Origin of the sequence: Polyangium mundeleinium, assembly GCF_028369105.1 — a bacterium.
Classification (GTDB): domain Bacteria; phylum Myxococcota_A; class Polyangia; order Polyangiales; family Polyangiaceae; genus Polyangium; species Polyangium mundeleinium.
The window spans coordinates 243,788-265,833 of record NZ_JAQNDO010000001.1 but is presented as its reverse complement, the minus strand read 5'-3'; the positions used below and the strand labels follow the sequence as shown (position 1 = coordinate 265,833).

16 protein-coding genes are annotated in these 22,046 nt (G+C 69.2%); 6 read left to right on the top strand and 10 right to left on the bottom strand.

What is annotated here, in order from left to right; translation table 11 throughout:
* Both POL67_RS01120 and POL67_RS01115 read right to left on the bottom strand, forming a co-directional pair.
* Positions 1 to 2,568 (bottom strand): RCC1 domain-containing protein, encoded by a 2,568-nt coding sequence (locus POL67_RS01120; protein ID WP_271914597.1) that lies wholly within the window; start codon positions 2,566 to 2,568, stop codon positions 1 to 3.
* A gap of 64 nt (positions 2,569 to 2,632) precedes the next feature.
* Positions 2,633 to 4,186: a VWA domain-containing protein gene (locus POL67_RS01115; protein WP_271914595.1), complete on the bottom strand. Its 1,554-nt coding sequence runs from the start codon at positions 4,184 to 4,186 to the stop codon at positions 2,633 to 2,635.
* A 247-nt stretch (positions 4,187 to 4,433) separates the two neighbouring features.
* Here POL67_RS01115 and POL67_RS01110 point away from each other — a divergent pair, with 247 nt between their 5' ends.
* Entirely contained in the window at positions 4,434 to 4,901 is a 468-nt protein-coding gene (locus POL67_RS01110) for a hypothetical protein (protein WP_271914593.1), read from the top strand.
* 4 nt (positions 4,902 to 4,905) lie between these two features.
* On the opposite strand, the gene POL67_RS01105 is transcribed toward POL67_RS01110, so the two are convergent.
* Positions 4,906 to 6,177 carry a hypothetical protein gene (locus POL67_RS01105; RefSeq protein WP_271914592.1) on the bottom strand — a complete coding sequence of 424 codons (1,272 nt, stop codon included), beginning with the start codon at positions 6,175 to 6,177 and terminating at the stop codon, positions 4,906 to 4,908.
* Between the two features lie 62 nt (positions 6,178 to 6,239).
* Between POL67_RS01105 and POL67_RS01100 the strand changes: the two genes are divergently transcribed.
* Positions 6,240 to 7,421, top strand: a complete 1,182-nt coding sequence (locus tag POL67_RS01100) for a metallophosphoesterase (RefSeq protein ID WP_271914589.1) — start codon at positions 6,240 to 6,242, stop codon at positions 7,419 to 7,421.
* Positions 7,418 to 7,933: a peptidylprolyl isomerase gene (locus POL67_RS01095; protein ID WP_271914586.1), complete on the top strand. Its 516-nt coding sequence runs from the start codon at positions 7,418 to 7,420 to the stop codon at positions 7,931 to 7,933. The genes POL67_RS01100 and POL67_RS01095 overlap by 4 nt, the downstream gene beginning before the upstream one ends.
* Before the next feature lie 49 nt (positions 7,934 to 7,982).
* Here POL67_RS01095 and nadE read toward each other — a convergent pair whose 3' ends face one another.
* From nadE to POL67_RS01080, 3 genes are all read right to left on the bottom strand, one after another.
* Positions 7,983 to 9,902 carry an NAD(+) synthase gene (gene nadE, locus POL67_RS01090; RefSeq protein WP_271914583.1) on the bottom strand — a complete coding sequence of 640 codons (1,920 nt, stop codon included), beginning with the start codon at positions 9,900 to 9,902 and terminating at the stop codon, positions 7,983 to 7,985.
* A 179-nt stretch (positions 9,903 to 10,081) separates the two neighbouring features.
* On the bottom strand, positions 10,082 to 10,723 hold the full coding sequence (locus POL67_RS01085; RefSeq protein WP_271914580.1) for a hypothetical protein: 642 nt from the start codon (positions 10,721 to 10,723) through the stop codon (positions 10,082 to 10,084).
* Positions 10,724 to 10,743: 20 nt separating this feature from the next.
* Positions 10,744 to 11,355 (bottom strand): hypothetical protein, encoded by a 612-nt coding sequence (locus tag POL67_RS01080; protein WP_271914578.1) that lies wholly within the window; start codon positions 11,353 to 11,355, stop codon positions 10,744 to 10,746.
* 924 nt (positions 11,356 to 12,279) lie between these two features.
* Between POL67_RS01080 and POL67_RS01075 the strand changes: the two genes are divergently transcribed.
* Positions 12,280 to 13,566 carry a pectin acetylesterase-family hydrolase gene (locus POL67_RS01075; protein WP_271914576.1) on the top strand — a complete coding sequence of 429 codons (1,287 nt, stop codon included), beginning with the start codon at positions 12,280 to 12,282 and terminating at the stop codon, positions 13,564 to 13,566.
* Positions 13,567 to 13,602: 36 nt separating this feature from the next.
* Here POL67_RS01075 and POL67_RS01070 read toward each other — a convergent pair whose 3' ends face one another.
* Positions 13,603 to 14,544, bottom strand: a complete 942-nt coding sequence (locus POL67_RS01070) for a hypothetical protein (protein WP_271914573.1) — start codon at positions 14,542 to 14,544, stop codon at positions 13,603 to 13,605.
* Positions 14,545 to 14,591: 47 nt separating this feature from the next.
* Here POL67_RS01070 and pfp point away from each other — a divergent pair, with 47 nt between their 5' ends.
* The gene (gene pfp / locus POL67_RS01065; protein WP_271914570.1) at positions 14,592 to 15,914 is read left to right on the top strand and encodes a diphosphate--fructose-6-phosphate 1-phosphotransferase; all 1,323 of its coding nucleotides are present in this window, start codon (positions 14,592 to 14,594) and stop codon (positions 15,912 to 15,914) included.
* An 11-nt stretch (positions 15,915 to 15,925) separates the two neighbouring features.
* Positions 15,926 to 16,390, top strand: coding sequence for a GNAT family N-acetyltransferase (locus POL67_RS01060; protein ID WP_271914567.1), 465 nt, complete (start codon positions 15,926 to 15,928; stop codon positions 16,388 to 16,390).
* Positions 16,391 to 16,398: 8 nt separating this feature from the next.
* Here POL67_RS01060 and POL67_RS01055 read toward each other — a convergent pair whose 3' ends face one another.
* The 3 genes from POL67_RS01055 to POL67_RS01045 form a co-directional block, all read right to left on the bottom strand.
* Positions 16,399 to 18,015, bottom strand: coding sequence for a DUF4139 domain-containing protein (locus POL67_RS01055; protein WP_271914564.1), 1,617 nt, complete (start codon positions 18,013 to 18,015; stop codon positions 16,399 to 16,401).
* Positions 18,008 to 20,116, bottom strand: a complete 2,109-nt coding sequence (locus POL67_RS01050) for a DUF4139 domain-containing protein (protein WP_271914561.1) — start codon at positions 20,114 to 20,116, stop codon at positions 18,008 to 18,010. Before POL67_RS01050 ends, POL67_RS01055 begins: the two co-directional genes overlap by 8 nt.
* A gap of 68 nt (positions 20,117 to 20,184) precedes the next feature.
* Positions 20,185 to 21,987: a WD40 repeat domain-containing protein gene (locus POL67_RS01045; RefSeq protein WP_271914558.1), complete on the bottom strand. Its 1,803-nt coding sequence runs from the start codon at positions 21,985 to 21,987 to the stop codon at positions 20,185 to 20,187.
* Between the last annotated feature and the right edge of the window lie 59 nt (positions 21,988 to 22,046).

Here is a 22,046-nt window from a genome sequence, read left to right as displayed (position 1 = left end):
TCAATAGGACGCCGCGATGGGGACGGGCGCGAACGCGAGCCCGTCGCCGCGCGCATTTTGACCGATCTCCCCGGATCCCCAGCACGCGAGGTTGCCCGCCTGCGTGACGCCGCAGGCATGGCTGAAGCCGAGGGTCGTCGCGACGAACACCCCCGAGAGCGCGGTCGGCACCTTGCGCTGGCCCGTGTCCCCGAGCCCGAGCTGGCCGACATTGTTCGCGCCCCAGCATTGCACGCCACCGCCCACCTTGCCGGCGCACGTCGACGCGTTGCCCGCGACGACGAAGGCCCAGTCCGTGGCCGAGCCGATCTGCACGGGGGACGGGCGATCGACGGCTGTGTTGTCCCCGATCTGGTTGTTCGCGTTCCGGCCCCAGCACCAGAGCGTGCCGTCCTTCTTGATCGCGCAGGTATGGTTGACGCCGGCGGCCACGGGCCCCTTCCAGTCGTCGCCCAGCGAATACGGCGCGGTCTTGCCGGCCGCCGGCGTCCCATTGCCGATTTGCCCTTCCACGTTCCGACCCCAGCAATAAAGCGACCCCGTGGCCCGTGCAGCGCACGTGTGGTATTGACCGGCCGCCACGCTCACCCAATCGGTGGGCGGCGCCTCGCCGGCGACGAGCTCGAGCTGGATGAGGTTGCCGAGGGCCGGATTTTTCATGCCCACCTGCCCCTCGTTGCTGCGCCCCCAGCACCAGAGCGTCCCATTCGTCGCGATGCCGCAGTTGTGCTCCTCGCCCGCGGCGAGCTCCTTCCACTGGAGCGCCTCGTAAGGCTTGCCCGTCTTCAGGATCTCGGCGAACGACGTCGCCGGGGTGTTCGTCCCCCGGCCGAGCTGGCCCTGCGCATTGCGGCCCGAGCAGGCGAGCTTGCCCGTGGCCGTGAGGATGCAGGTGTGCTGGCGGCCGGGGGCGGCCGTCGCGACGGCCTCGAAATCGACCTTCGCCGGGGCGGAGCGGGTCTTGTTGTCGCCGAAGCCGAGCTGGCCGCTCTCGTTGTTGCCCCAGCATTGAAGCTCGCCCGCGCCGCTCACGGCGCAGGCCGATTCGCCGTACGCGACGACGTTCGTATAGGTCGTGTCCGCGCCGATGTTGGCGGTCGCGGTCCACAGGCTCATCGCGCCGTCGCCGAGCTGGCCGTAGATGCGCGATCCCCAGGTGACCACGCGGCCCTCCGTGGTGACGCCGCCGCTGTGCACGACGCCGACCGCGAAATCGAGCCACTTCGTCCCCGGCGCGACGTCGATCGGCGCGGTCACCCAGCCCGGCGCCTCACCCGAGATCTGCGCGGCCTGGTTGCGGCCCCAGCAATGCAGGGCGTTCTGATCGTCGAGCGCGCAGAGGTGGAAGGCATTGGCGCGCACGCGCTTCCAGACCTTGCCCGCGCCAATCGCCACGGGCGCCGCCGTCGCCGGCCCGAGCGCGGTCCCGAGCTGGCCTTCGTTCCCGCGGCCCCAGCAATACAGCCGCCCGTCCTTCTTCACGGCGCACGTGGTGAAGCCGATCGCGGCCGTCGCCCAATCGGCGTCCGCCGCCATCGGCGCCGTTTCCACGAGGAACGGCGCGTTCACGGAGCCGCCGCCGACCTTCGAAACCTGAAGCTCGTTGTTTTGCCCCCAGCAATAAAGCCGGCCGTCCTGCTTCGTCGCGCACGTCGTGTCGCGGCCGGCAAAGACCTCCTTCCAGTCCTTGTCCGGCGTCGCCGCGAGCGGATCGACGCTCACGGGCGAGAGCTCGAGCTTGTTGTCGAGGTTGTTGATCCCGAGCTGCCCCGCCTGGTTGCGCCCGAAGCAGAAGAGGCCGCCGTCGCTCTCCACGGCGCAGGTATGGTTGTCGCCCGCGGCGACGCTCGAGAACGTGCGTTCGAGGGAGAGGAACGCCGGGAGCGTCTGGTTGTCGGTATACCCGAGCCCGAGCTGGCCGAAATTGTTCGTGCCCCAGCACCAGAGCGTGCCGGTCTTTTTGATCCCGCAGGTATGCGCCGAGCCCGCGACGACACGAATCCAGTTGTCCGCCGCGCCAGCCCGCACGGGCGCGGATTGGTTCGCGCCGAGGCCATTGCCGAGCCGGCCGCCGCCGCCGGCGCCGAAGCAGAAGATCGAGTTGTCCATGCGGCGCGCGCAGGTGTGATACGCCGCCGCGGTGATCTCGACGAAGCGCTCCGCGCAGCCGGTCTTCGGATCCCCCACGGTGCCCGGAGGGCAGGCGCACGTGAACGAGCCGACCGTATTCGCGCAAGCGGCGGTCGAATGGCAATCGTCGAGCTGCTCGGTGCACTCGTCGACGTCCACGCAATCGCCGTCGTCGTTCACGAATCCGGCGGCACAGACGCACGCGCCGCTCGCGTCGCAGCTCGCATTCTCGCCGCAGGGCCCGCAGGTCGCGCCGCCTTGACCCCCGGCGCCGCCCGCGCCGCCGGTCGACGACGACGAACCGCCCGCGCCGCCGGAGCCGCCCGCGCCGGAGCCGCCCTCGCCCGAAGGCGTGCCTTCCCCGCCCCCGCCGGAGCACCCGGCGAGGACGATCGTTGCCCAGAGGAAAGGAAAGAAAGAACGCGCGCTTCGATGCATCTCGGGTATTTTCGGATGCTACGAAGCAAGCGGGACGACTGTCAACCTCGGATTCCCGAGAATCTCACTTCACGATGGTCGCGCAGCCGACAAGGACGTCGATCTCGGCCTTCGTGTCCTTCGCGACCTGCGAGCACGTCGCGTCGCAGAACATGATCTGCTTCGGCGCCCCGGGGACGTCGTAGTACCAGGCGAGACCCGCCGCGGGGCAGTCGGCCGCTGATTTCACCTGCGGGATGACGACCGAGATCCCCGACTCCGGCGTGTACTCGACGTTGATCGCGTTGTAATCGATGTCGTCGCCGGGCGGCGGCTGCGGAATGAGGTACGAGCACGAGAGCGCGGCGCCGCGAATCTCGTTCATCGCCTTGAGGAACTCCTCGGTCGCACCCTGGCTCCCGTCGACGATGAACGCCGACCCCGTCCCGCCGGCCGCGGCGACGCTGTTCAGGCTCGCGATGTCGCCGACGCCGATGACGAAGGTCTTGATGCTGGGCACGCCGTTGAATGCATCCGCCGCGGCATTGACGGAGGTGATGCTGGCCGAGCAGCCGGTCGGCTCCCCGTCCGTCGCGAGCACGACGACCGTCGTGTGCGTGGGGTTCAAGGTCGCCCATTGCTTGGCATAATCGACCGCGCCCTGGAGCGCCGGCCCGGTCGGCGTGCTGCTCCCGGACGGGGAATGGGCGTTGATCGAGTTCATGATCGTCGTCCCGACCGCCGGCAGCGGGGCGATCGGCACGTCGGGCACGGCGTAGTCGGAGGGCTTGCACGAATCGCCGCCGGCGGTCGAGCAGGTCTTGATGGGGAAGCCGGGCGCGGGCGCGGCGCAGGGGCCGCAGGCGGCCGGCCCGCAATCGGCGTCCGTATTGCAGAATGGGATAACGGGACAGACGACCCCGCTCGACTGTGGGAAATACTGGATACCGACGCCGATCCCCGCGGCGGCAGGCTGCTCGACGAACGCCTTGAGGGCCGCCTTCGTCGAGGTCCACTTCGAGTTGTCGCTCATCGAGGAGGACTGGTCGAACATGATGTACATGTCGAGCGGCACCTGCTGAGCCTTGTTTTTCGTGGCGGCGCAGCTATCGCCGCCGCCCGAGCCTGCGTTGCCGCTGCCGCCGGCCCCAGCCGGGATGAAACCGCCGCCGTCGCCTCCATGGCCCCCGGCGTTGGCCGCGCCGGAGCCATTGTCGCCGCTCGAATTGTTGAATTCCGTGTCGCCACCCGTCGCCGAGCAAGCCGCGATCCACGCGCCGGACAGCGCCGCCGCGCAAACGACCCTCGAAACACCCGAAGAGAACCACCCGTTTCGCATGCTTTTGCCCTCCGAACCCGCGGATCGGAGCAGCCGAGCGGGCGTCACGTCAAGCCTGGTGAGCGGGGCGATGTCACAAAAACGACGCGCTTCGGCCATGCGTCCGTCGATGTCGTCGAAAATGTCCGCGGCGAGCACCCTCGACGCCACGAAGCGTGAGCGCGCCGCCCCGCCGCCGCGGTGCGTCGCTCCCGTCAGCGCAGCGCGTAACCCCGCCGGCGAGGCGCGTAGCCCCGCCGGCGAGGCGCGTAGAAGAATTTGGCCCGCAGCCCGCGGCGACGGTACCTCCCCTTCGATCATGGTGAACCTCGTCCCCGGCCCGGCGAGCGAACGCACGCCCAAGGGTCCCCCGCCTGCCAGCCGCGGCCGCCCGTTCCAGAAAGCTGCCGGCCCCGGTCTTTCCAGGTTCACCCGCGACGCGGCGCAATCCCGGAATCAAAGCCTCGATATCAGCACTTTCCAGGTTCCCCGCGCGACGTTCACCCATCTTCTGCCTGCTCGCCTCGAATGGCGTGCCCGTTGCCCCACGGCGACAGGCGAGGCGATCATGGGTACACAGAGCACGCCCACGAGCGGACGCAGGAACCTGGTCGGGAATACCCTCGTCACGGTGGGCGCGCTGTCGAGCGCGTTCGGGGCGGTCGGTTGGCTTTCCGCCCTGCGTTCGCCCTCGATCCTGACGCTCGCGCTCGGGTTTGTCCTTTATGGCATGCTCCCGGTCCTTTTGGGCGTCACCCTCGTGTGGCGCGGGCTCGGCATGATCGAGGAGGTCGAGTCCGCGCGGCGCGTGGACGTCGTGAGCCGCGCGGCGCTGCTCGACGCCCTGCGCGACGGCGGCGCGACGGCCCGCGAGGTCGCGGCCAAGCTCTGCATGCCGAGCATGCGGGAAGCCGAGCGCGCGCTCGACCGCCTCGTGCGGGACGACCTCGCGAAGCTCGACGTCACGGACGACGGCGAGCTCGTCTACCGGCGCGACCCGGAGACGATCCTGCTCCAGGACCGCGACGTGAACTGACCCTTCAATCGAGGACGCGCCGCAGCGTTCGCTCGTCGAGCTCGCCCTCGGCCGCTTCTTCGAGCGCGTACTTCATCGCGTCGTCCGCGCAGGCCTCCGCGGCCACGCGAATGCGCTCGCGCCCGTCGGGGTGCTTGGCGATGCCGATCGCCATGGCCGCCCCGAGCCGCTGCCCCGGCGGCAAATCCGGATCGTCGACCACGGCGACCAGCTCCTCGTACGTCACGGCGGATTTTCGGTATCCCGCATGGAGCAGGAGGGACTGGAGTTTGTCTTTCCATTCCGTGAACGACTTGCCCGCCGGATCGAGCTCCGCCCCGACGGGCGGGCCGTCCGCGCCGTTCGACCCGAGCGCAATCGCGAGCCGCAGCCGGCCGGCCAACGCCAGGATGAAGCTCGGGTCGCCCGTCGCGACCTCGACCCGTTCGCCGGGCCTTCCGGCCTCGCCCACGACGAGGAACAAACTGCGTGGCTGCTCCTCGACCGTGCAGACCCGCGAATGCGGGATCCATCGATCGTCGAAGCCGCCCCGGCGGATGCGCAGCCCGTCGCTGCCAACGATGATCTCGCGCGGCCGCGCGAGCCGCACGATGAAAAACATCGTGAGCATCACGGCCCATGCGAAGACGAGCACGGGCCAATCGGCGGAAGGGTATTCCGTGATGAAGTAGCCGAGGGGGATCGCCAAAAGGAAGCAAACGACGGGGAGGCTCAAGCAACCCGTGGCGAGCGGCCGATACGCCGAGCCGCTCAGGACGGCCACGCGCCGCCGCGAGACGTCGATGCCGAGCCGGTCGAGGATCCGATGCGCCGCAATGCCGTCGGGGACCTCGGCCGTGAGCACCACGCCGCGGCGAAGGTAAAGCTCGACCCGCGGGCGTTTCCCATCGAGGAGCGTGCCCGGGAGGACGATCCCGCCCTCGATCGCCGAACGCGCGAGATGGCGCTCCTTTCCTCCCTGCACGACGACGAGGCCCTGGCCATCGGCCCGAAGCACGCCAACGTTCCGCAACGGGAGCGATAACGCCGCGAGGACGGCGCCGGCGATCGACACGAACGGCGCGACGAGAAGCCCGAGACCGGCGAGGAAGAAGATCAGCACCGAGAGGGGCACCGACGCATCGGCCGTCTCTGGCCCCACGATCGCCAGGATCGTCACGATGAGCCCGGGGAAGCCGACGAAGCCGCCGAATCCCGCGCGCATGAGCCACCCGCCGAGCCGGGGGCGGCGGTGTTCGATGGAGGAGCTCGCGACGACGAGGGGCTCTGCGCTCATGACGGCGGAAGGGCGGAGCCTATCATAACGACATCCGCGAACGAATTGTGTACATTGGCCCCATGGCTGACTTCGGACGCTCTCTTTCGCGAACGCGGCGCCTCGTCGCCTCGTCTCTCGTCCTGGGCTGTCTCGGGCCTCTGGCGATCGTGAGCTGCAGCTCGGGGGACGCGGTGAACACGTCCACGACCACGGGCGGCACGGCGACCACCGGCGCGGGCGCGGCGGGCGCCGGCGGCGCGGGGAATGGAGGCGCCGGGAGCGGCGGCGCCGGGGCCACGGGCGGAGCGGGCGGGGCGGGCGCGGCGGGTGGTGCAGGCGGGACGGGCAGCTCGTCGACGTCGAGCACGGGCAATGGCGGCACGGGCGGAGGCCCGGCGGCGAAGGTGGTCCGTCTGCTCGCGATCGGCGACACGGGCGAGGGCAATGAGGCCCAGCACGCCGTCGCCGATCGAATGAACGAGAAATGCGAGAAGGTGGGCGGCTGCGACGCTGTGCTCGTGAACGGCGACAACTTCTACGACAACGGCGTGGCGAGCGTGAACGACCCGCAATGGGGCGAGAAGTTCGAGGCGCCCTACGACCGGCCGAACCTCCATGGGGTGCCGTTCTACGCGGTGCTCGGCAACCACGATCACGGCCCCACGTCGAGCGGGAACAAGCAAGCGCAGATCGACTACGCGTCCTTGCCGCTCGGGAGCGGCCCCGGGATGCGGCCGAGCGACAAATGGCACATGCCCGCGTCGTGGTACGACGTCACGATCGGCCACGTGCACCTCTTCGCGCTCGACACGGTCGATTTCCTGAACGGGACGCAGAAGGACCAGATGAGCGCCAAGGTGAAAGCCTCGAAGGCGACGTGGAAGCTCGTCTTCGGCCACCACCCGCGCTTCACCTCGGGCGAGCATTTCTGGGACAACAACCTGCTCGGCATCGCGGGGATGTTCGCGTTCCAGCAGGCGATCTATTGCGGCGCGGACATGTTCATGGCTGGGCACGACCACAACCTGGAGTTCATCGACAAGGGCCGCGACGGCGACTGCCCCGGCACGCATTTCGTGGTGAGCGGCGCAGGCGCGAAGACCCGCGACACGTTCGAGTTCGTCCCGAAGGACGAGAGGCAGCTCTACTTCTCGGACGACTTCGAAGGGTTCGCCTACCTGGAGTTCGACGGGCCGAAGCTCTCGTTCGAGTTCATCGACAGAAGCGGGGCCGTGGTCTTCTCGAAGACGATGACGAAATGAGGATCCCCATGCTCTCCCCGCGCTCTGCGCTTTTGCTCGTTCCCGCGCTGCTCCTCGCCTGCCAGGATCCGCCGCCGGCCCCCGCGCCCGCCACGTCCGCGGCGCCCGCGGCCGCACCCACGCCCACGCCGACGGCGGCGCCCGCGCCCACGCCCGAGAAGGCCGCGGCCGCGCCGGAAAAACCCCCGGAGTGGATCGCGGCCCAGCACGTGCTCGTCGCGTACAAGGGCGCGAAGAACGCGCCGAAGACGGTGACGCGCTCGAAGGCGGACGCAAAAAAGCGGGCGGACGAGGTCGCCGCCAAAGCGAAGGCGGGCGACGATTTCACGGCGCTCGTGAAGGAGTATTCGGACGACGCGGCGACGGCGGAGAGGCTCGGCAGCCTCGGGAAGTTCAAGGCGGATGGAATGGTCAAACCCTTCAGCGACGCGGCGTTCGCGCTGAAGGTGGACGAGACGAGCGGCGTGGTGGAGACGCCGTTCGGGTTTCACGTGATCAAGCGCAACCAGTAAAACCCGCGCCGCGCTTTGGTCCCGAGGGGGACGCCTCGCGCCGCTCGCTTCACCCGCCCTTCCACTCCGTCCGCTGCACGACAGGCAATTGCAACGCGCGCTCGCGGTCGAGGTCGAGCGAGCCGAGGTGAATCGCCAGCGGCGATTGCACCCACTTGAAGATCGATTGCGTGAAGAGGCGCGCAAACTTCTCCGCCCACAGGGCGAGCTGCGCCGGATCCCGATCCGGGAACACGCTCGTGAGCGCGAGCGCCACCTCGTTCGGCGCGAGTTTCTCCGCGCCGTAGAGGTAGAGGCACGCATCGAGCACCTCGAACGGCATGAGCTCGGCCTCGCCCGACTGGTTCGCCGCGAGCTCGGGGCCCGCCGTGGTGTCCAGCGTCGCGCGGATGCCCGGATAGCCAAACCGCTTCTCCAGGCGTTCGAGCAGCGCGATGACCACGGTCTTCGGCAGGTTCGCGATCACGCTGAAGGCGCCCTCGAGGTCACCGCCGACGGTCGTGTACCCGAGCGCCTTCTCGCTCATGTTCCCCGTCTGCAGGAAGAGCGCGCCGCTCGTGTTCGACCAGTTCCACATGCGCTGGCCACGAATCCGCGCCTGCACGTTCTGCTTCGTGAGCTCGGTCGGCTCGGGTCCGTCCGGTCCGAGCAGGGTGCGCGTCGCGTCGAGCTCGCGCACGAACGCGTCCTCGATCGGCACGATCATGAACGAGACGCCGAGGTCGGCGCAGATGCGCGCGGCCGCGTTTTGCGTGGCGTCGCTCGAATAACGTGACGGCATGTAGAACGCGCTGATCATGGCGCCCGCCGCCGCGTGCAGCGCCGCGCCTTCGAGCTCGGGGTGGAGCAGCGCGGCGGCGCGATGCGCGACGAGCAACGTGAGCAGCGAGTCCCGCCCGCCCGAGAGCGCGAGGCCGATGCGGCGGAACGCGCCGATCTTGCGATAGTAGTCGGCGACGCCGAGCGCGAGCGCGTCGTAAAAATCGTCGAGCAGCTCCTCGCGCGGCGTCTTCACCGGCAGGTTCGCCGAGGGCAAGAAGAACGAGGTCCCGGGCGGCGGCGCGGGGTAACGCAGCTTCGAGCGATCGGCCGTCTTCTCGTGGAGCACGGCCGCGGGCACGGGCGCCTGCTCGCGCCGGAAGGCTTCGAGGTCGCTTCTCCAGGTGCTCGCCTCGCGGCGGCTGCGGATCGTGCGATCGAGGTCGACGACCGTCGCCGCGTATCCCTCGCGGAAGCGCGTCGCCTCCAGCATGGGCCGGCCGTTTTGGTTGACGAACCCGCCGCCGTCGAAGACGAGGCCATCATTGGCGCCGACGAGGTTCGCGTACGCGATCGTGCACTGGTTGTCCGAGGCCCGCGTCGCGATCATCTCCCGCCGCGTGCCCACGACGCCCGCGCGGAACGGCGAGGCCGAGAGGTTGCAGACGATCTCCGCGCCCGAGTAACAACGCCGGCGCATCGGGCCGTCCGGCGACCAGATGTCCTCGCAGACCTCGATCGCGAGGAGGCCGAAATCGAACTGGAAGATCCGATCGCCGCAGAACACACCGCGCGCATCGAGGTTCAAGCCGGGCACGCCGCGCGAGAACACGCGCGCCTCGTAGAAGACGTTGTACGTCGGGAGTTTTTCCTTCGGCACGAACGCGAGGATCTTCCCGCCGTGCACGAGCGCGCCGACGTTGAAGAGGTCGCCGTCGACGCCGACGGTCAGGCCGAGGACGAACACCGTGCGGAACCGCGCGGTCTCCACGGCGAAACGCTCGAGCTCGCGCCGCTGGCTCTCGACGAACGCCTGCCACTGCACGAGGTCCTCCGCCGCGTACCCGCCGACGACCTGCTCCGGGAACACCGCGAGCGTGACGTCGTCCTCGGCCATCGCCGTCGCGAGGCGGATGCACCGATCCACGTTCGAGCGGACGGCGCCGATGGTCGCGTTCACGCTGGCAACCCCGATCTTCACGAGCCTCATGGGGGCCGAGCGTAGCAGTGGGTTGAGACGATGGTGGATGGAGTTCGAGGGTCTACGCGACGGGTCGGAGAGGGCTGAGGGAGCACGGGCCAGCACATCCGACGACGGAACGGGTCTCCACGTCGTTGAACCCGTCGCCCCCCGGCGAGAGGAACGCGTAAAGGTACTTCGTCGGGCGCTTATGGTTTCTTACGGCTCCCGGTTTCGCTCGGAGGAGACGCCGGCCTCAACTGTGCGGCGAGCTCCGTGAACGTCGGACCCTTCAACGGCGTATAGTCGATGCCTTCGGGAAGGAGGTCCGGGTATTCGCGGAGAACTGGATCAATGAGCCTCTCATACATCTCCGCAATGGTATGGCCGGCAGCGCGCCGAACGACTCGCAATTCGTCTTCGTCGCCATTGGACAGTGCAACTTCGGTCATCTCATTGACGAGCCGCATGCAGTCGAATGCTCGTGCCATGAGCTGCTTCGCCGTATCTTTGTCCATCGATGGGGTCCCTCTCTCACATCCTTGCGGCTCGTGGCCCCTCCGGGGTTCACTCGGAGGAGGCTCCTGCTTCATCTTCGCAGCCAGCTCCGAGAACTTCGGACCATCAAGCGGCCCATAGTCGAGGCCCTCGGGAACGAGGTCGGGGTCATCGGTGAAAATGGGGACCATGAGCCTGTCCAGCAGCTCCGAAAGAGTATAGCCGACAGCATGCCGAACGACACGTTCTTCGCCCTTGTCGCAATGACATTGCGCAAATTCAATCATATCATTGAAAATACGAATACAACCCCGCGCGCGCGTCAAGAGCTGCTCCGCAGTATCCTTCTCCATACGTGGCTTCCTCTCTCCGATCAGGAGTGCCGGGGGCATCCATGCCGCTCGAGACATTCTTGTTGGCACAACCGGAACGCCGAGCCGTCATCCCCTCTGGGCAACACCGTGTCGGCGCATTCTTCAATGCACATTTGTTTGATCTTCTTGCACTCTTCCTTGCTCGGCCTGTCATCCTTCAACGACACAGCCGCGACCACCACGAGCACCGCGACCGCGACGACGATCATCGTCCCGCCCGACCCAACGACCACCGGGATCAACCTGATCACCTGCGGCAGCGCCCACGTGTTCGCCAGCATGCCTCGCGTAGGCAAGAGGCCGCCGCGCGAGACCAGCTCGTCGGGGTCCGGCGAGAACCCCGCGTCCGCCATCCTCCGCAGCGCTTCGATCATGCACTGCTGGACGCCGGTATCGTCGAGCCGCGGGCCCTTGGGCTTTACCGCCGTGACGCGGTCGCCCGTCAACTCGACCGCGAACTCGATCTCGTACGCGTTGTGCCGAAGCCGCTGGCCCCCCTCTTTGACGCACGCTTGAAGCGCCTGGACCGTCCTCGGAGGGAGCGCGAGCCCGCTGCCCTGCCTGGGCGCGGCGGCGTATTCGTCGCTCGCCCCGCACCCGATCGGCACCATGCACGTAGCGACCAAGGTCGCCCCCGCAAGCCGCCGCTTCCTCATGAGCCCCCTTCCCCGTCCCCGTGCGCAACCTCGTGACGCAGGTAGGGCACGGTACGGAGGCGGCGGCGTCTCGGTCAACCGCTTTCCCAGCGTTTTCCCGCTGTTTCACGCGCCGACATGCCGCAAGTCGTCCCGCGACGGCTCGCCACGCCATTTCGATCGCTCCAATCGTGTTCGCGACCCAGCTCCGCCCCGCCTTCGGCCGCGCTTCTGAAACAGCGCGAGCTCCTGAGCCCCCATCGCGGGCCGAATCGGAATGTCGACGCGTCGCTACCTCACGCGCCTCGCCGAAACCACGGCGCTCCTATGGGCACGCCATCATCCGGCGAGAGCATGCCGTCATGCGCCTGGGAGCATGTCGTCATCCGGCAAGAGCATGCCGTCATGCGCCTGGGAGCATGCCGTCATGCGCCTGGGAGCATGTCGTCATCCGGCAAGAGCATGCCGGCATCCGGCAAGAGCATGCCGGCATCCGGCGAGAGCACGTCGACATGCGCCTGGGAGCATGTCGTCATCCGGCAAGAGCATGCCGTCATCCGCCGGGAGCATGTCCACATGCGCCTGGGAGCATGCCGTCATCCGGCGAGAGCATGCCGGCATGCGCCTGGGAGCATGTCGTCATCCGCCGGGAGCATGTCCACATGCGCCTGGGAGCATGTCGTCGTCCGCCGAGCGCACGACCTCAATTGAAGCGGCCCACGCTCGGCGGGCAGCTCGATATCATGAAGACCTGGCCCGAGGCGCTGGTGGAGGCCGATAAAGCCGTCCGTAGCCAAAGAACCACGGCACACAAGACGAGCGCCACGCGCACGTTCTTTTTTCCCATCCCATGCGCTCGCGTGTCTCTGCGCGGAACCTTTCCACGTGGAGCACACAAGCATGAGACAGCCCCTCCTTGCCTTCGCCTTCCTCCTCTTCGGCTGCGGAGATGTTTCTCCGAACGACCTCCTTTCCTCCGGACCGCATTCCGAAGCGCTGGAGGCCGAGCCACAAGGCGCGGAAGCGACCCTGAGCTGCACCCTGCCCGATCGGCCCGTCACGCACGGCCCCAGCACGAGCGAGGAATGGGAGCTCGTCGAGCTCTCGACCGCGACCTATCCCAAGGCGCTCTGCAACGACGGCACGCCGGGCACGTACATGATCCACCGAAACCCCGCGTCCACGAAGTGGCTCATCTGGCTCGAGGGCGGAGGCAATTGCTACGATTCGGCGACCTGTGCCCAGCGCTGGAACAGCAGCGGAGCCAAGCTGATGAGCTCCAAGCAGCTCACCACCCGATTCGCGCAGGGCACGCTCGAATTCCCCTCGCGGGGCGTCTTCTCCGTCGATCAGACAGAAAACCCGACCTTCCATGACGCCAACGTCGTGCGTCTTTCCTACTGTTCGAGCGACGTCTGGTCGGGCGATCTCGCGGGCGACCCGTCCTTGCCCGTGACCGACGTGAAGCACTGGCACTTCCGCGGCCGCGCGATCATCCAGGCCGTGTTCCGCGAGTTGATGCTGCACGAGAACCTCCCGGCCGCGACCGACATCGTGTACGCGGGCGGCTCGGCGGGCGCCGGAGGCGTTCATTTCACGGTCGACGACGTGCGAGCGCAGATGCCCGCCGGCGCGCGTTTCATGGGCATGCCGGACGCCGGCTTCCGCTTCGATCACCCGTCCTACGATCCGAACACGGGCCTGGAGAGCACCGCCGTTCCCACGGATCAACGGATCTTCATCGAGATCGCCGCGGGCAACTGGGGAGGTCGCGGCGACGCGAGCTGCCATGCCGCGGCCACGACCTCGGACGAACACGCGTCCTGCCGCGAGCCCGGCTGGCTCACGACCCACGGCCATATCCGCACGCCGCTGCTCATCATCCAGAACCAGTACGATCACAACCCCCTCGGGCACCTCGGCGTCGATCTCGACAGCAACATGGATGCGGGCGAGATCGGCTACACCGAGCGCTACGCGGCGCGGACGCGCGAGCTGCTCGCGAGCACGGACTCCATTCATTCGTGCTTCGCCGACTACGACTCGCAGCACGTCACCTCGCACGGCCCCGCGGCGGGCACGAGCACGATCGACGGCACCGTGCTGCGCGACGCCATCGACGCGTTCTACCGGCAGCCCTGTACGCCGCAGCGACGCATCGAGGCGCCCCCTCCCGACGCGCCCTGAACCCGCGGGACGCGGCCCCCGCGCCGCGTCCTTTCCTTACCGCGGCATCAACGTATCGGCGAGCGTGAGGAGCCGATCGATCTCGGCCTGCGTGAGATGCAGGTCGCTCCTCACCTGCGCGCCCTCGGCGCGGAACACGACGGGCGCGAAGAGGCGAACTTTCACGATGCCGAGGTTCAGCGAGGTCGCCCGATCCACCGAGGCCGTGAGCGCCGCCGCGTCCGCGCCCGCCTGCACCGGGTCGGTGCTCTCGCCCGTGCTCGATACGTCGACGCCGCCGTCCGCGGCGAGGCGCAAGCGCGCTTCGGCCGAGCGAATCGTCGACGGCACGGGCGGCGCGTGCGAGCCCGCGAGGCTCCGCGAAGGGTCCGTGGCGGTGGCGACGACGGCCTCGGGCCCCAGCGGATCCGGAAAACCGCCCGTGCCCTCGAAGCGCGCCGCCTGCAGCGCGATCGACTCCGGCAAGACCGCGAGGAAGCCCTCTTCGACGAGCGCGACGACGCGGGTTTGTCCGCGCACCGTCACGCGCGCCGAGGGCACGCTCGCGGTCGTGATCCACTCACCGCGCGGCTGGCTGCGGGCGATCATCGTGTTGAGGCCCTGGCGCACGCGCTGTTCGTCGAGCTTGTGCTGCACGATCGCCACCGCGAGATCACTCTGCGTGACGCCGGTGGAGGCGACGTAGGCCGCGGCGACGTCGTTGATCGCATCGATGCCCGTGCCTTCGAGCATGCTCCGGAGCGGGTTCATCACGCGCACGCGCAGCTCGAGGGGATGGCCTTTCAGCCGCTCGGGCCAGACCATCACGCCGACGCGGGCGCCCACGATCGAACGCGCAATCTCGGCGGCGTTTTTCGGCCTGGGCGCGGGCGGCGTGGCCGCCTCGGGCGTCTGCTCTTGCGACGCGCAGCCGGACGTCGCGAGCGGCGACGCGAGGAGCGCGAGCAGCAGGACGACCGAACCAAAGCGCCTCGTCACCGATCCAGATTAGCGAAAGCCCTCCGGGGATGCTAGGGGCCGAAGCCATGAGCCACGGTCCGAAAAAGGTCGGTATCCTCGTCGGCGGCGGGCCCGCGCCGGGCATCAACGCGGTCATCGGCGCGGCCACGATCCGCGCGGTCCTCTCCGGCTACGACGTGGTCGGGATCCAGGACGGGTTCCAGTGGATCATGAAGGGCGATCTGGAGCACGCCCGCCCGCTGTCCATCGACGACGTGAGCCGCATCCATTTCCGCGGCGGCTCGTACCTCGGGATCGCGCGCGCGAATCCCACGAAGTCGCAGGAGCTGCTCGAAGAGACCGTCTTGTCCTTGTTGCGGCTCGAAGTGGACAAGCTCATCACGATCGGCGGCGACGATACGGCGTTCTCGGCGTCGCAGATCGCGCTCCAGTCGAAGGGGCGCCTGCGCGTGGTGCACGTGCCGAAGACGATCGACAACGACCTCGATCTGCCGGGGTACGCCGATACGTTCGGCTTCCAGACGGCGCGCCACATCGGCGTCGAGCTCGTCGAAAACCTGATGGTCGACGCGAAGACCACGCATCGCTGGTACTTCGTGGTCGCGATGGGCCGCAAAGCCGGGCACCTCGCGCTCGGCATCGGCAAGGCCGCGGGCGCGACGCTCACGCTGATCCCCGAGGAGTTCCCGCAAGGGGGGCACGTGCGGCTGAAGACCGTGGTGGATTTGCTCGCGGCCGCGATCGTGAAGCGCCTCGCGGCGGGGCGCGCGGACGGCGTGGCCATGATCGCCGAGGGGCTCGTCGAGCGCATGGAGGAGCACGACCTCGAAGGGCTCGCGGGCGTGGAGCGCGACGCGCACGGGCACGTGCGGATCGCGGAGATCGCGTTCGCCGACATCTTGAAGGCCGAGGTGCAGAAGCGGCTGCGTCAGTTCGGGGTCAAAGCGACGATCGTCCCGAAGAACATTGGCTACGAGCTGCGCTGCGCCGATCCGATCCCGTACGACATGGAGTACGCGCGGGACCTCGGGTATTGCGCGGCGAAGTACCTCGCGGAGGGCGGCACGGGCGCGCTCGTGGCGATGGTGCAGGGCTCGTTCCAGGCCGTGCCATTCGACATGATCATGGACCCGAGGACGGGCCGCATGCGCGTGCGGATGGTGGACATCGCGAGCGACCGCTACATGATCGCGCGGAGATACATGCTGCGGCTGCGCAAGGACGACTTCGACGATTCGAGCCAGCTCGCCCGGTTCGCGAACGTGCTCGACATCTCGATCGAGGACTTTCAGAAGGAGTTCGGCTACCTCGTGGAGCACGAGCCGATCCCCCGCACGTTCTACCCCGACGAACGGCAGAAGCCCTCGATCGCGCCACCGGGCAAATGAGGCAAGCGCCGATGGAGACCGTGTCGATTCGCCTCGCGCACGCGGGGGACGTGGAGACGCTCGCGCAGAACCACCGCGCGATGGCCCTCGAAACCGAAGGGAAAACCCTCGATCGGGAGACGACGATCCTGGGCACGCGCGCGGTGATCGAGGATTCGGCAAAAGGGTTTTACCTCGTGGCCGAGCGCGAGGGCGTGACGGTCGGGCAGCTCCTCGTGACGTTCGAGTGGAGCGACTGGCGAAACGGGACGTTCTGGTGGATCCAGTCGGTCTACGTCGCCGAGGGCGCGCGGCGCACGGGCGTCTACCGGGCGCTGCACGATCACGTGCTCGGCAAGGCGCGGGCCGACAAGGGCGTCTGCGGCGTGCGGCTCTACGTGGACAAAGAGAATCATCGCGCGCAAGCGACGTACGCGGCGATGGGGATGCGCGCCGCGCATTACGACGTTTTCGAGATCGATTTCGTGCTCGGCTGAGCGCGACGTCAGAACGCGGGCAGCATGACGCGCGCGCCGGCGCGCAGCTCGAACGTGTACACGAGCGTGCGCGTCGCGTGCGCGCCAACGTCGACCGTCGCGCGCAGGAAGCCGTCTTTGTCCGGGGAAAAACCGCCCGCCTCGGCGAGGTGGATCTCGACGTCCTCGATCTCGCTGACCGGGATCCGCTCGGTGACGACGACCTTCCGCGCCTTGTTCGACAGGTTCGAGAGGTACAACGTGACCTTGCGCTCGATGCGTTGCGCGCCGGTGATCGCTTGCGTGTCGCGCTTCTCGTCCTCGCTGCGGCGCACGCGGATCGCGTCGTCCGGGCCAAAGCCGAGCTCGAAGGGCTCGCCCTTGCCCACGAAATCGAGGCGCGCGCGGCCGACGAGGCTCGCCCCGCGCGCGAGACGCACCGGGCCCGCGAGCAGCGGCCCCGCGCCTTCGAGCGTGGCCGTGGCGCGAAGGTGCGCGGCAGGCGAACGAACGGCGATGACCACACGGGCGAGTTCGGCCTTCACGGTCACGCGGCCGATCTCCACGCGGCAAGGGCGTCCGTTCGAGGGGAGTGAGGCGCGCTCCTTGCCGATGTAGGTGATCGGCTCGCCGCCGTCGTCGACGCCGGGCATCTCGGAGGCGGCACGATCGCCGCGATCGAGGCCCGCGAGCTGGATCGATTGCTCGCGCGCGGCGACGACGATGTTTCGGCGCTCCTCCTCGGTCTTCTTGCGGCTCGCGAGCACGTCGTCGGCGAGCAGCGGCGGCGAGGCCGCGCGCGTGGGCCGGGCCGTGGAGAAGCGCAGATCGACGTCGTCCCACGCCTCACCCGTGCGTTGCCACGCGGTCGCGTACGTGACGATCTCGACCGTACCCGCGGTCGCCTCGGGCCCATCCGAGACGAGGCGCGCGAGGTGCTCGGGGCGCCAGAGCGCGCAGGGCAGGCGGTAGGTGATCTCGACCTCGACATCACCCGCCTCGGCCGCGTCGATCTCGACCTCGACGACAGCGTCGTACCGTGGTTTCTCCGCGCGTCCCTCGGCGAGGCGCGCCTCGGCGCGGCGACGATCGAGGTCGGCCTGGGCGCGCTCCTCGCGGATGCGGGCGACCTCGTCGAGGGATGCCTTCGCGGCCCCGTCGATCGCGCGCCAGCCGTCGCGGTACGCGCCTGCGACGTCCGGATCCGACGCCTTGCGTGGGCCGAGCGCGGCGCTCTTTACCCATTGCGTGGCGAGCTCGTAATGGTGCTGCAAACCGCGCTGCGAACGCTCGATCGCGCGGTCGGCCGCGGCCACGCGATCCCGCGCCGCGCGCGCTTCGCGTTCGAGCGCCTCGATCTCCTCACGCCCGAGCGCCCGCTCCTCGTGCGCGCGCCGGAGCACGCGGGCCGAGAGCACACGCGCCTCGCCTTTCGTGACCTTCGCTTGCACCGTGCCGTCATCGACGAGGAGCGAGACGCCGGCGATGGCCTCCCAGCGCGCGCCTTTCGAGGCGCGGAAGGAGGCGCGACGCACGACCTCGGCGCGGTCCTCGAAAAGAGTGACGCGCGCGACGCGGCTCGGATGTTGAGCGCGATCCTGCGAAGGCTCGTCCGAACGAACCTGCTCCACCACGGGCTCACTCACGGCGGTTTCCTCCGACGATCTCGCTCTTGGCAGGCAGCTTGATGCGATAGGCGTAGGTGATCTTCGACTTGCCGCCCGCGGGCACCTCGACCCGGAAGCGACGGCCGCCGCGCACGGGCGCGCCGATGTCCGCTTGATCGTAGGCCTCGGACTCGGGCTCGGCGGAGGTGAGCTTCACCGTGACGTCCTTGTCGTCGGTGACGGGGATCCGCTCGAGGATCTCGACGTGGATGGGCACGCCGAGCGACGAGGTGAGGTCCACCGTGACGTGATGATCGACGACGGTGGATCCGCCGAGCAAGCCGGCCGAGCTCTCCTCGATGCGGGCGTTTCGCGCGATGCGCACGCGCTCCTCGACGCCGAGGCCGACCTGCACGTAGCCGCCGCGATCGACGGCCGCGATCTCCGCGGTCGTGACGAGCGCGCCTTCGAGGAAGACATCGACGGGGCCGGCGCAAAGCGGCGCGCCGAGGGGATTTTCGATGCGGGCCTCGCGGTAGACCTCGGTCGATTCGCGCGGGACGGCGCGGAATCGCGGGCTCGCAGGGCCCTCGCCGACCTTGACGTGCACGCGGTGTGGGCGGCCGTTCGAGGGGACGTCGCCGCGGCCTTCGGCGTCGTACCGGTGGTCGAAGCGGCCGCGGGAGACGAGGGGATCCTGCGTGCGCGCGGGGCTCGGCAGGTGCTCGATGCGCTCACGCGCAGAGCTCGCCTCGCGGCGGGAGGCGTCGTCGGGGATGCGGCCGAGGCGGCCACGGCGCGGTTTGTCGTCGACCGGGGCGAGCACGAGGGCGTCGAATTCGAGCCAGCTATCGTCGGGCTCGAGGGCGGGCGGCGGCGCGCTTTCGTCGTGGGCGCCGCCTCTCGTTTCTTCGAGGAAGTCCCCAGCGCCGCCGCCATACCCGCCGAGCTGCGCCGAGAGGGAATACAAGACCTCGCCCTCCTCCTTTGCCGCCTTTTTGGCCGGCGCAGGCGCCGACCGCGCGGGCATCGGCATGGCCGCCCTTGGCATGGCCGCCGCGGGCGCAGGCAGATCCATCGACGGGCCAAACCCCGGCGGCGGAGGCGGCGGGGCGGGGGCTTGCGGCGGCGGCACCACGCCGGCCCGGGGAGGCGACGGCGCCCCGGGCCGCGCAGGAGACGGCGGGCGCGGCGGTGCAGGGATGTTCTCCACGGCGCGCGGCAGCTTCGCCATGGCCGCGTCGTACGATTCGAACATCGCGTCGAGCCCCGGCGGCGGCGGGCGATACCCACGCTTCGCCGGAGGTTGCGCCCGGCCAAATCGGAGCGATTGAATCTCGGGCAAACGCGCGTCGTGCACGAGGTCGGCCGTCGAGAGGGAGAGCTCGACGTCCTTCCAGTCCTCGCCCGAGTCCTGCACGACGAGCGCGTCGAGCTCGAGCCGCACGCGCGTCGCATTTTTCGTGAGCCAAGCCTTGTACGTCGGCCACCAGCGCGCGGCGAGGACCACGTACTCGATTTCGAGCGCCTCGATCGCGCCTTGCCCCGCGCCAAGGCGTACGTGGCAAGCGAGGGTCGGTCGGGACGAACCCCCGCGCTCCTCGGCGCTCGCCTGCGATTCGGCGAGGCGCGCGGCGTCGATGGCGCGCTGGACGCGTTCGAGCGAGGCCTCGATCTCCGCGAGGCGCGCGTCGAGCACGGCGAGCTCCTCCTGGGCGAGGCGCGAGGTCGCGAGGGCGTCCTCGATCCGCGTGCGGGGATTCGCCTGCCGGAGGCGTCGATCCATGCCGAGGTCGAAGGACAACCCGGCGAGCAAGTTGCGGCGGCCCGTGACGTGCGTGCGCGTGTCGTTCAGCGCGTCGCGTTCGGCTTCGAGGGCGCGCAGGCGTTCACGCGCCGAGCCCGTCTTGGCGGGCCCCTCGGGGACGACGAACCGCGCGCCGACGGAGACGACCTCGCGTGCGCCCTTGGCGAGCGCGCGGAAGCTCGACGGCTCGGAGAGCGGCGTCACGCCGGAGACGACGAGCTCGCACGGCTCGCTCGGGAGCGCCTCCGGGAGCGTGACGACCCGGGTGACGAGGGCGCCGCGCGCGTGGACCACGACGCGGCGGATGTGGCTGCCGAGGGCGAGCGAGGTCATGGGCGCGGAGAGGATACGCGAAATCGATGCACGATTGCCCGCAAATCCTCCGCGCCGAAATCCCGGGCTCAGGGCGCGAGGCGCGTCACGAACACGTCGAGCATGCCCTGGCTCACGAGCGGCGCGACCGGGGCGTCGAAATCAATCGTCCCGGCAAACCCGCCCGAGAGGAGCGTCTTCGAATCCGGCAGAGCCGCGACGCCAAAGGCGTGTTGCGCCTGGTCGTCGCCGTCCGTCCTCGCCCAGAGGAGCGCGCCGTCGACGCCCCCGTATTTCGCGACGAACACGTCGGAGGCCCCCGCCGAGGGAACCGCGCCGGCGCCGAAATCGATGGCACCGTCGAAGCTGCCGGTCACGACGACGTTGCCAGCCGCGTCGAACGCGACGGCCGTGCCGATCTGATCACCGCCGGTCGTGTCGCCGAGCTTTTTTCCAAAACGGAGCGCGCCGTCGGGCTCGAAGACGAGGAGGAATGCGTCCACCGACGTCAGGCTGGTGAACGTCGTGCCAGCGACCGTGATCGATCCGGCGAACATCCCCGTCACCGCGATTTCGCCCGAGGGGCCGACCGCGACCGCGTAGGCGCGCTGCAGGGACGCGTCGTCGCCGATCTTGACGCTCCATTTCGAGTTCGTGTTCACGCCCGAGAGCCGCGCCACGAAGGCGTCGCCGCCGCCCGCGGATTGCAGGGCGCCGCTGCCGAGATCGAGCGACCCGTCGAACTCGCCCGCCACGACGACGTCGCCGCTGCCCGTGAACGCCACGCCGTAGGCCGCCTGCGGGGCGGCGTCGCCGAACACGCGGCTCCAGATGTGTTTGCCCTCGCCGTCGAGGATGGCCACGAATCCGTCGATGCCACTCGCCGTACGGTCGCCGCCGCCGAAATTGACGACACCCGACGCCTCGCCCGCGACCGCGATCCACCCGTCCGGCCCGGCCGCGACGGCATTCGCGACCTGGACCTGGTCATCTCCGAACGCCCGCGCCCACCGCACGGTGCCGCCCGCGTTCACCGCGACGACGAAGGAATCGACGCCGCTCGCCGCGCTCGTGAGGACCTTGCCATTGCCGAAATTCATCGAGCCCTTGAATTCACCCGCGGCGATGATGTCCCCGGACACGGCCGCGACGGCGACGCCACGCGCCAGCGCCCGGCCGTCCGTGGCAGGGACCTCCAGGCTCCACATCGAGGCGAGGCTCGAAAGGCGCCGATCCACATAGAGCGATCCGGTATTGACGGAGCGGAACGTCACGTCGCCATCGACCACGCCGGCCGTCGCGTGAACGATTCCATTCGTCGCGACCGCGAAGGCCACGTCCGAGAGCGGGCCGCCACGAGAGAGGCCGAGATCCGTGGTCCCCGTGCATCCGGGCGCGATGCCGTCGCAATCGTCGTCGGCCTCGGTCGCGCAATCCTCGGGGAGAGGCGAAATGGCGGGGAGGCAGGGCCCGAAGGAGAGGCCGTCGGGCGTGCACGTGCGGACGCCGCCCGCACACACGCCGGGCCGCCCGGTCTCGCATGGCAGCGTGTCGCCGGGCGCGCAGAGGCACTCGTCGTCCCCGAGGGCTTTGCCGTCGCAATCCTCGTCCGCGGGCGCGAAACAATCTTCCTTTTGGGGGACGACCTCGCCCACGCACGCGCCGAACGTGCGATCGATACGACAAACGTGCGTGCCGGGCTTGCAGGCCCCGACGCCGGCCGTGCCGAGAGGACCCGAGTAGCAGGGCGCCGAGACGCCGACGGTGCAGGGCGCGTCGGGGTCGAACGAGCCGTACACGTCGAGCGCGCAGGCCGAAGGGAGCGCGGAAGCGAAGAGCGAGACGAGCCCCACGGCGGCGAGGCGCAGGTAGGTTCGTCTTCGGCGGACCATGGCGAGGCTCCTCGGGGCGAGGCCCCAGAGACCGAGCGAGGAAAAGCGAACGTCGATTC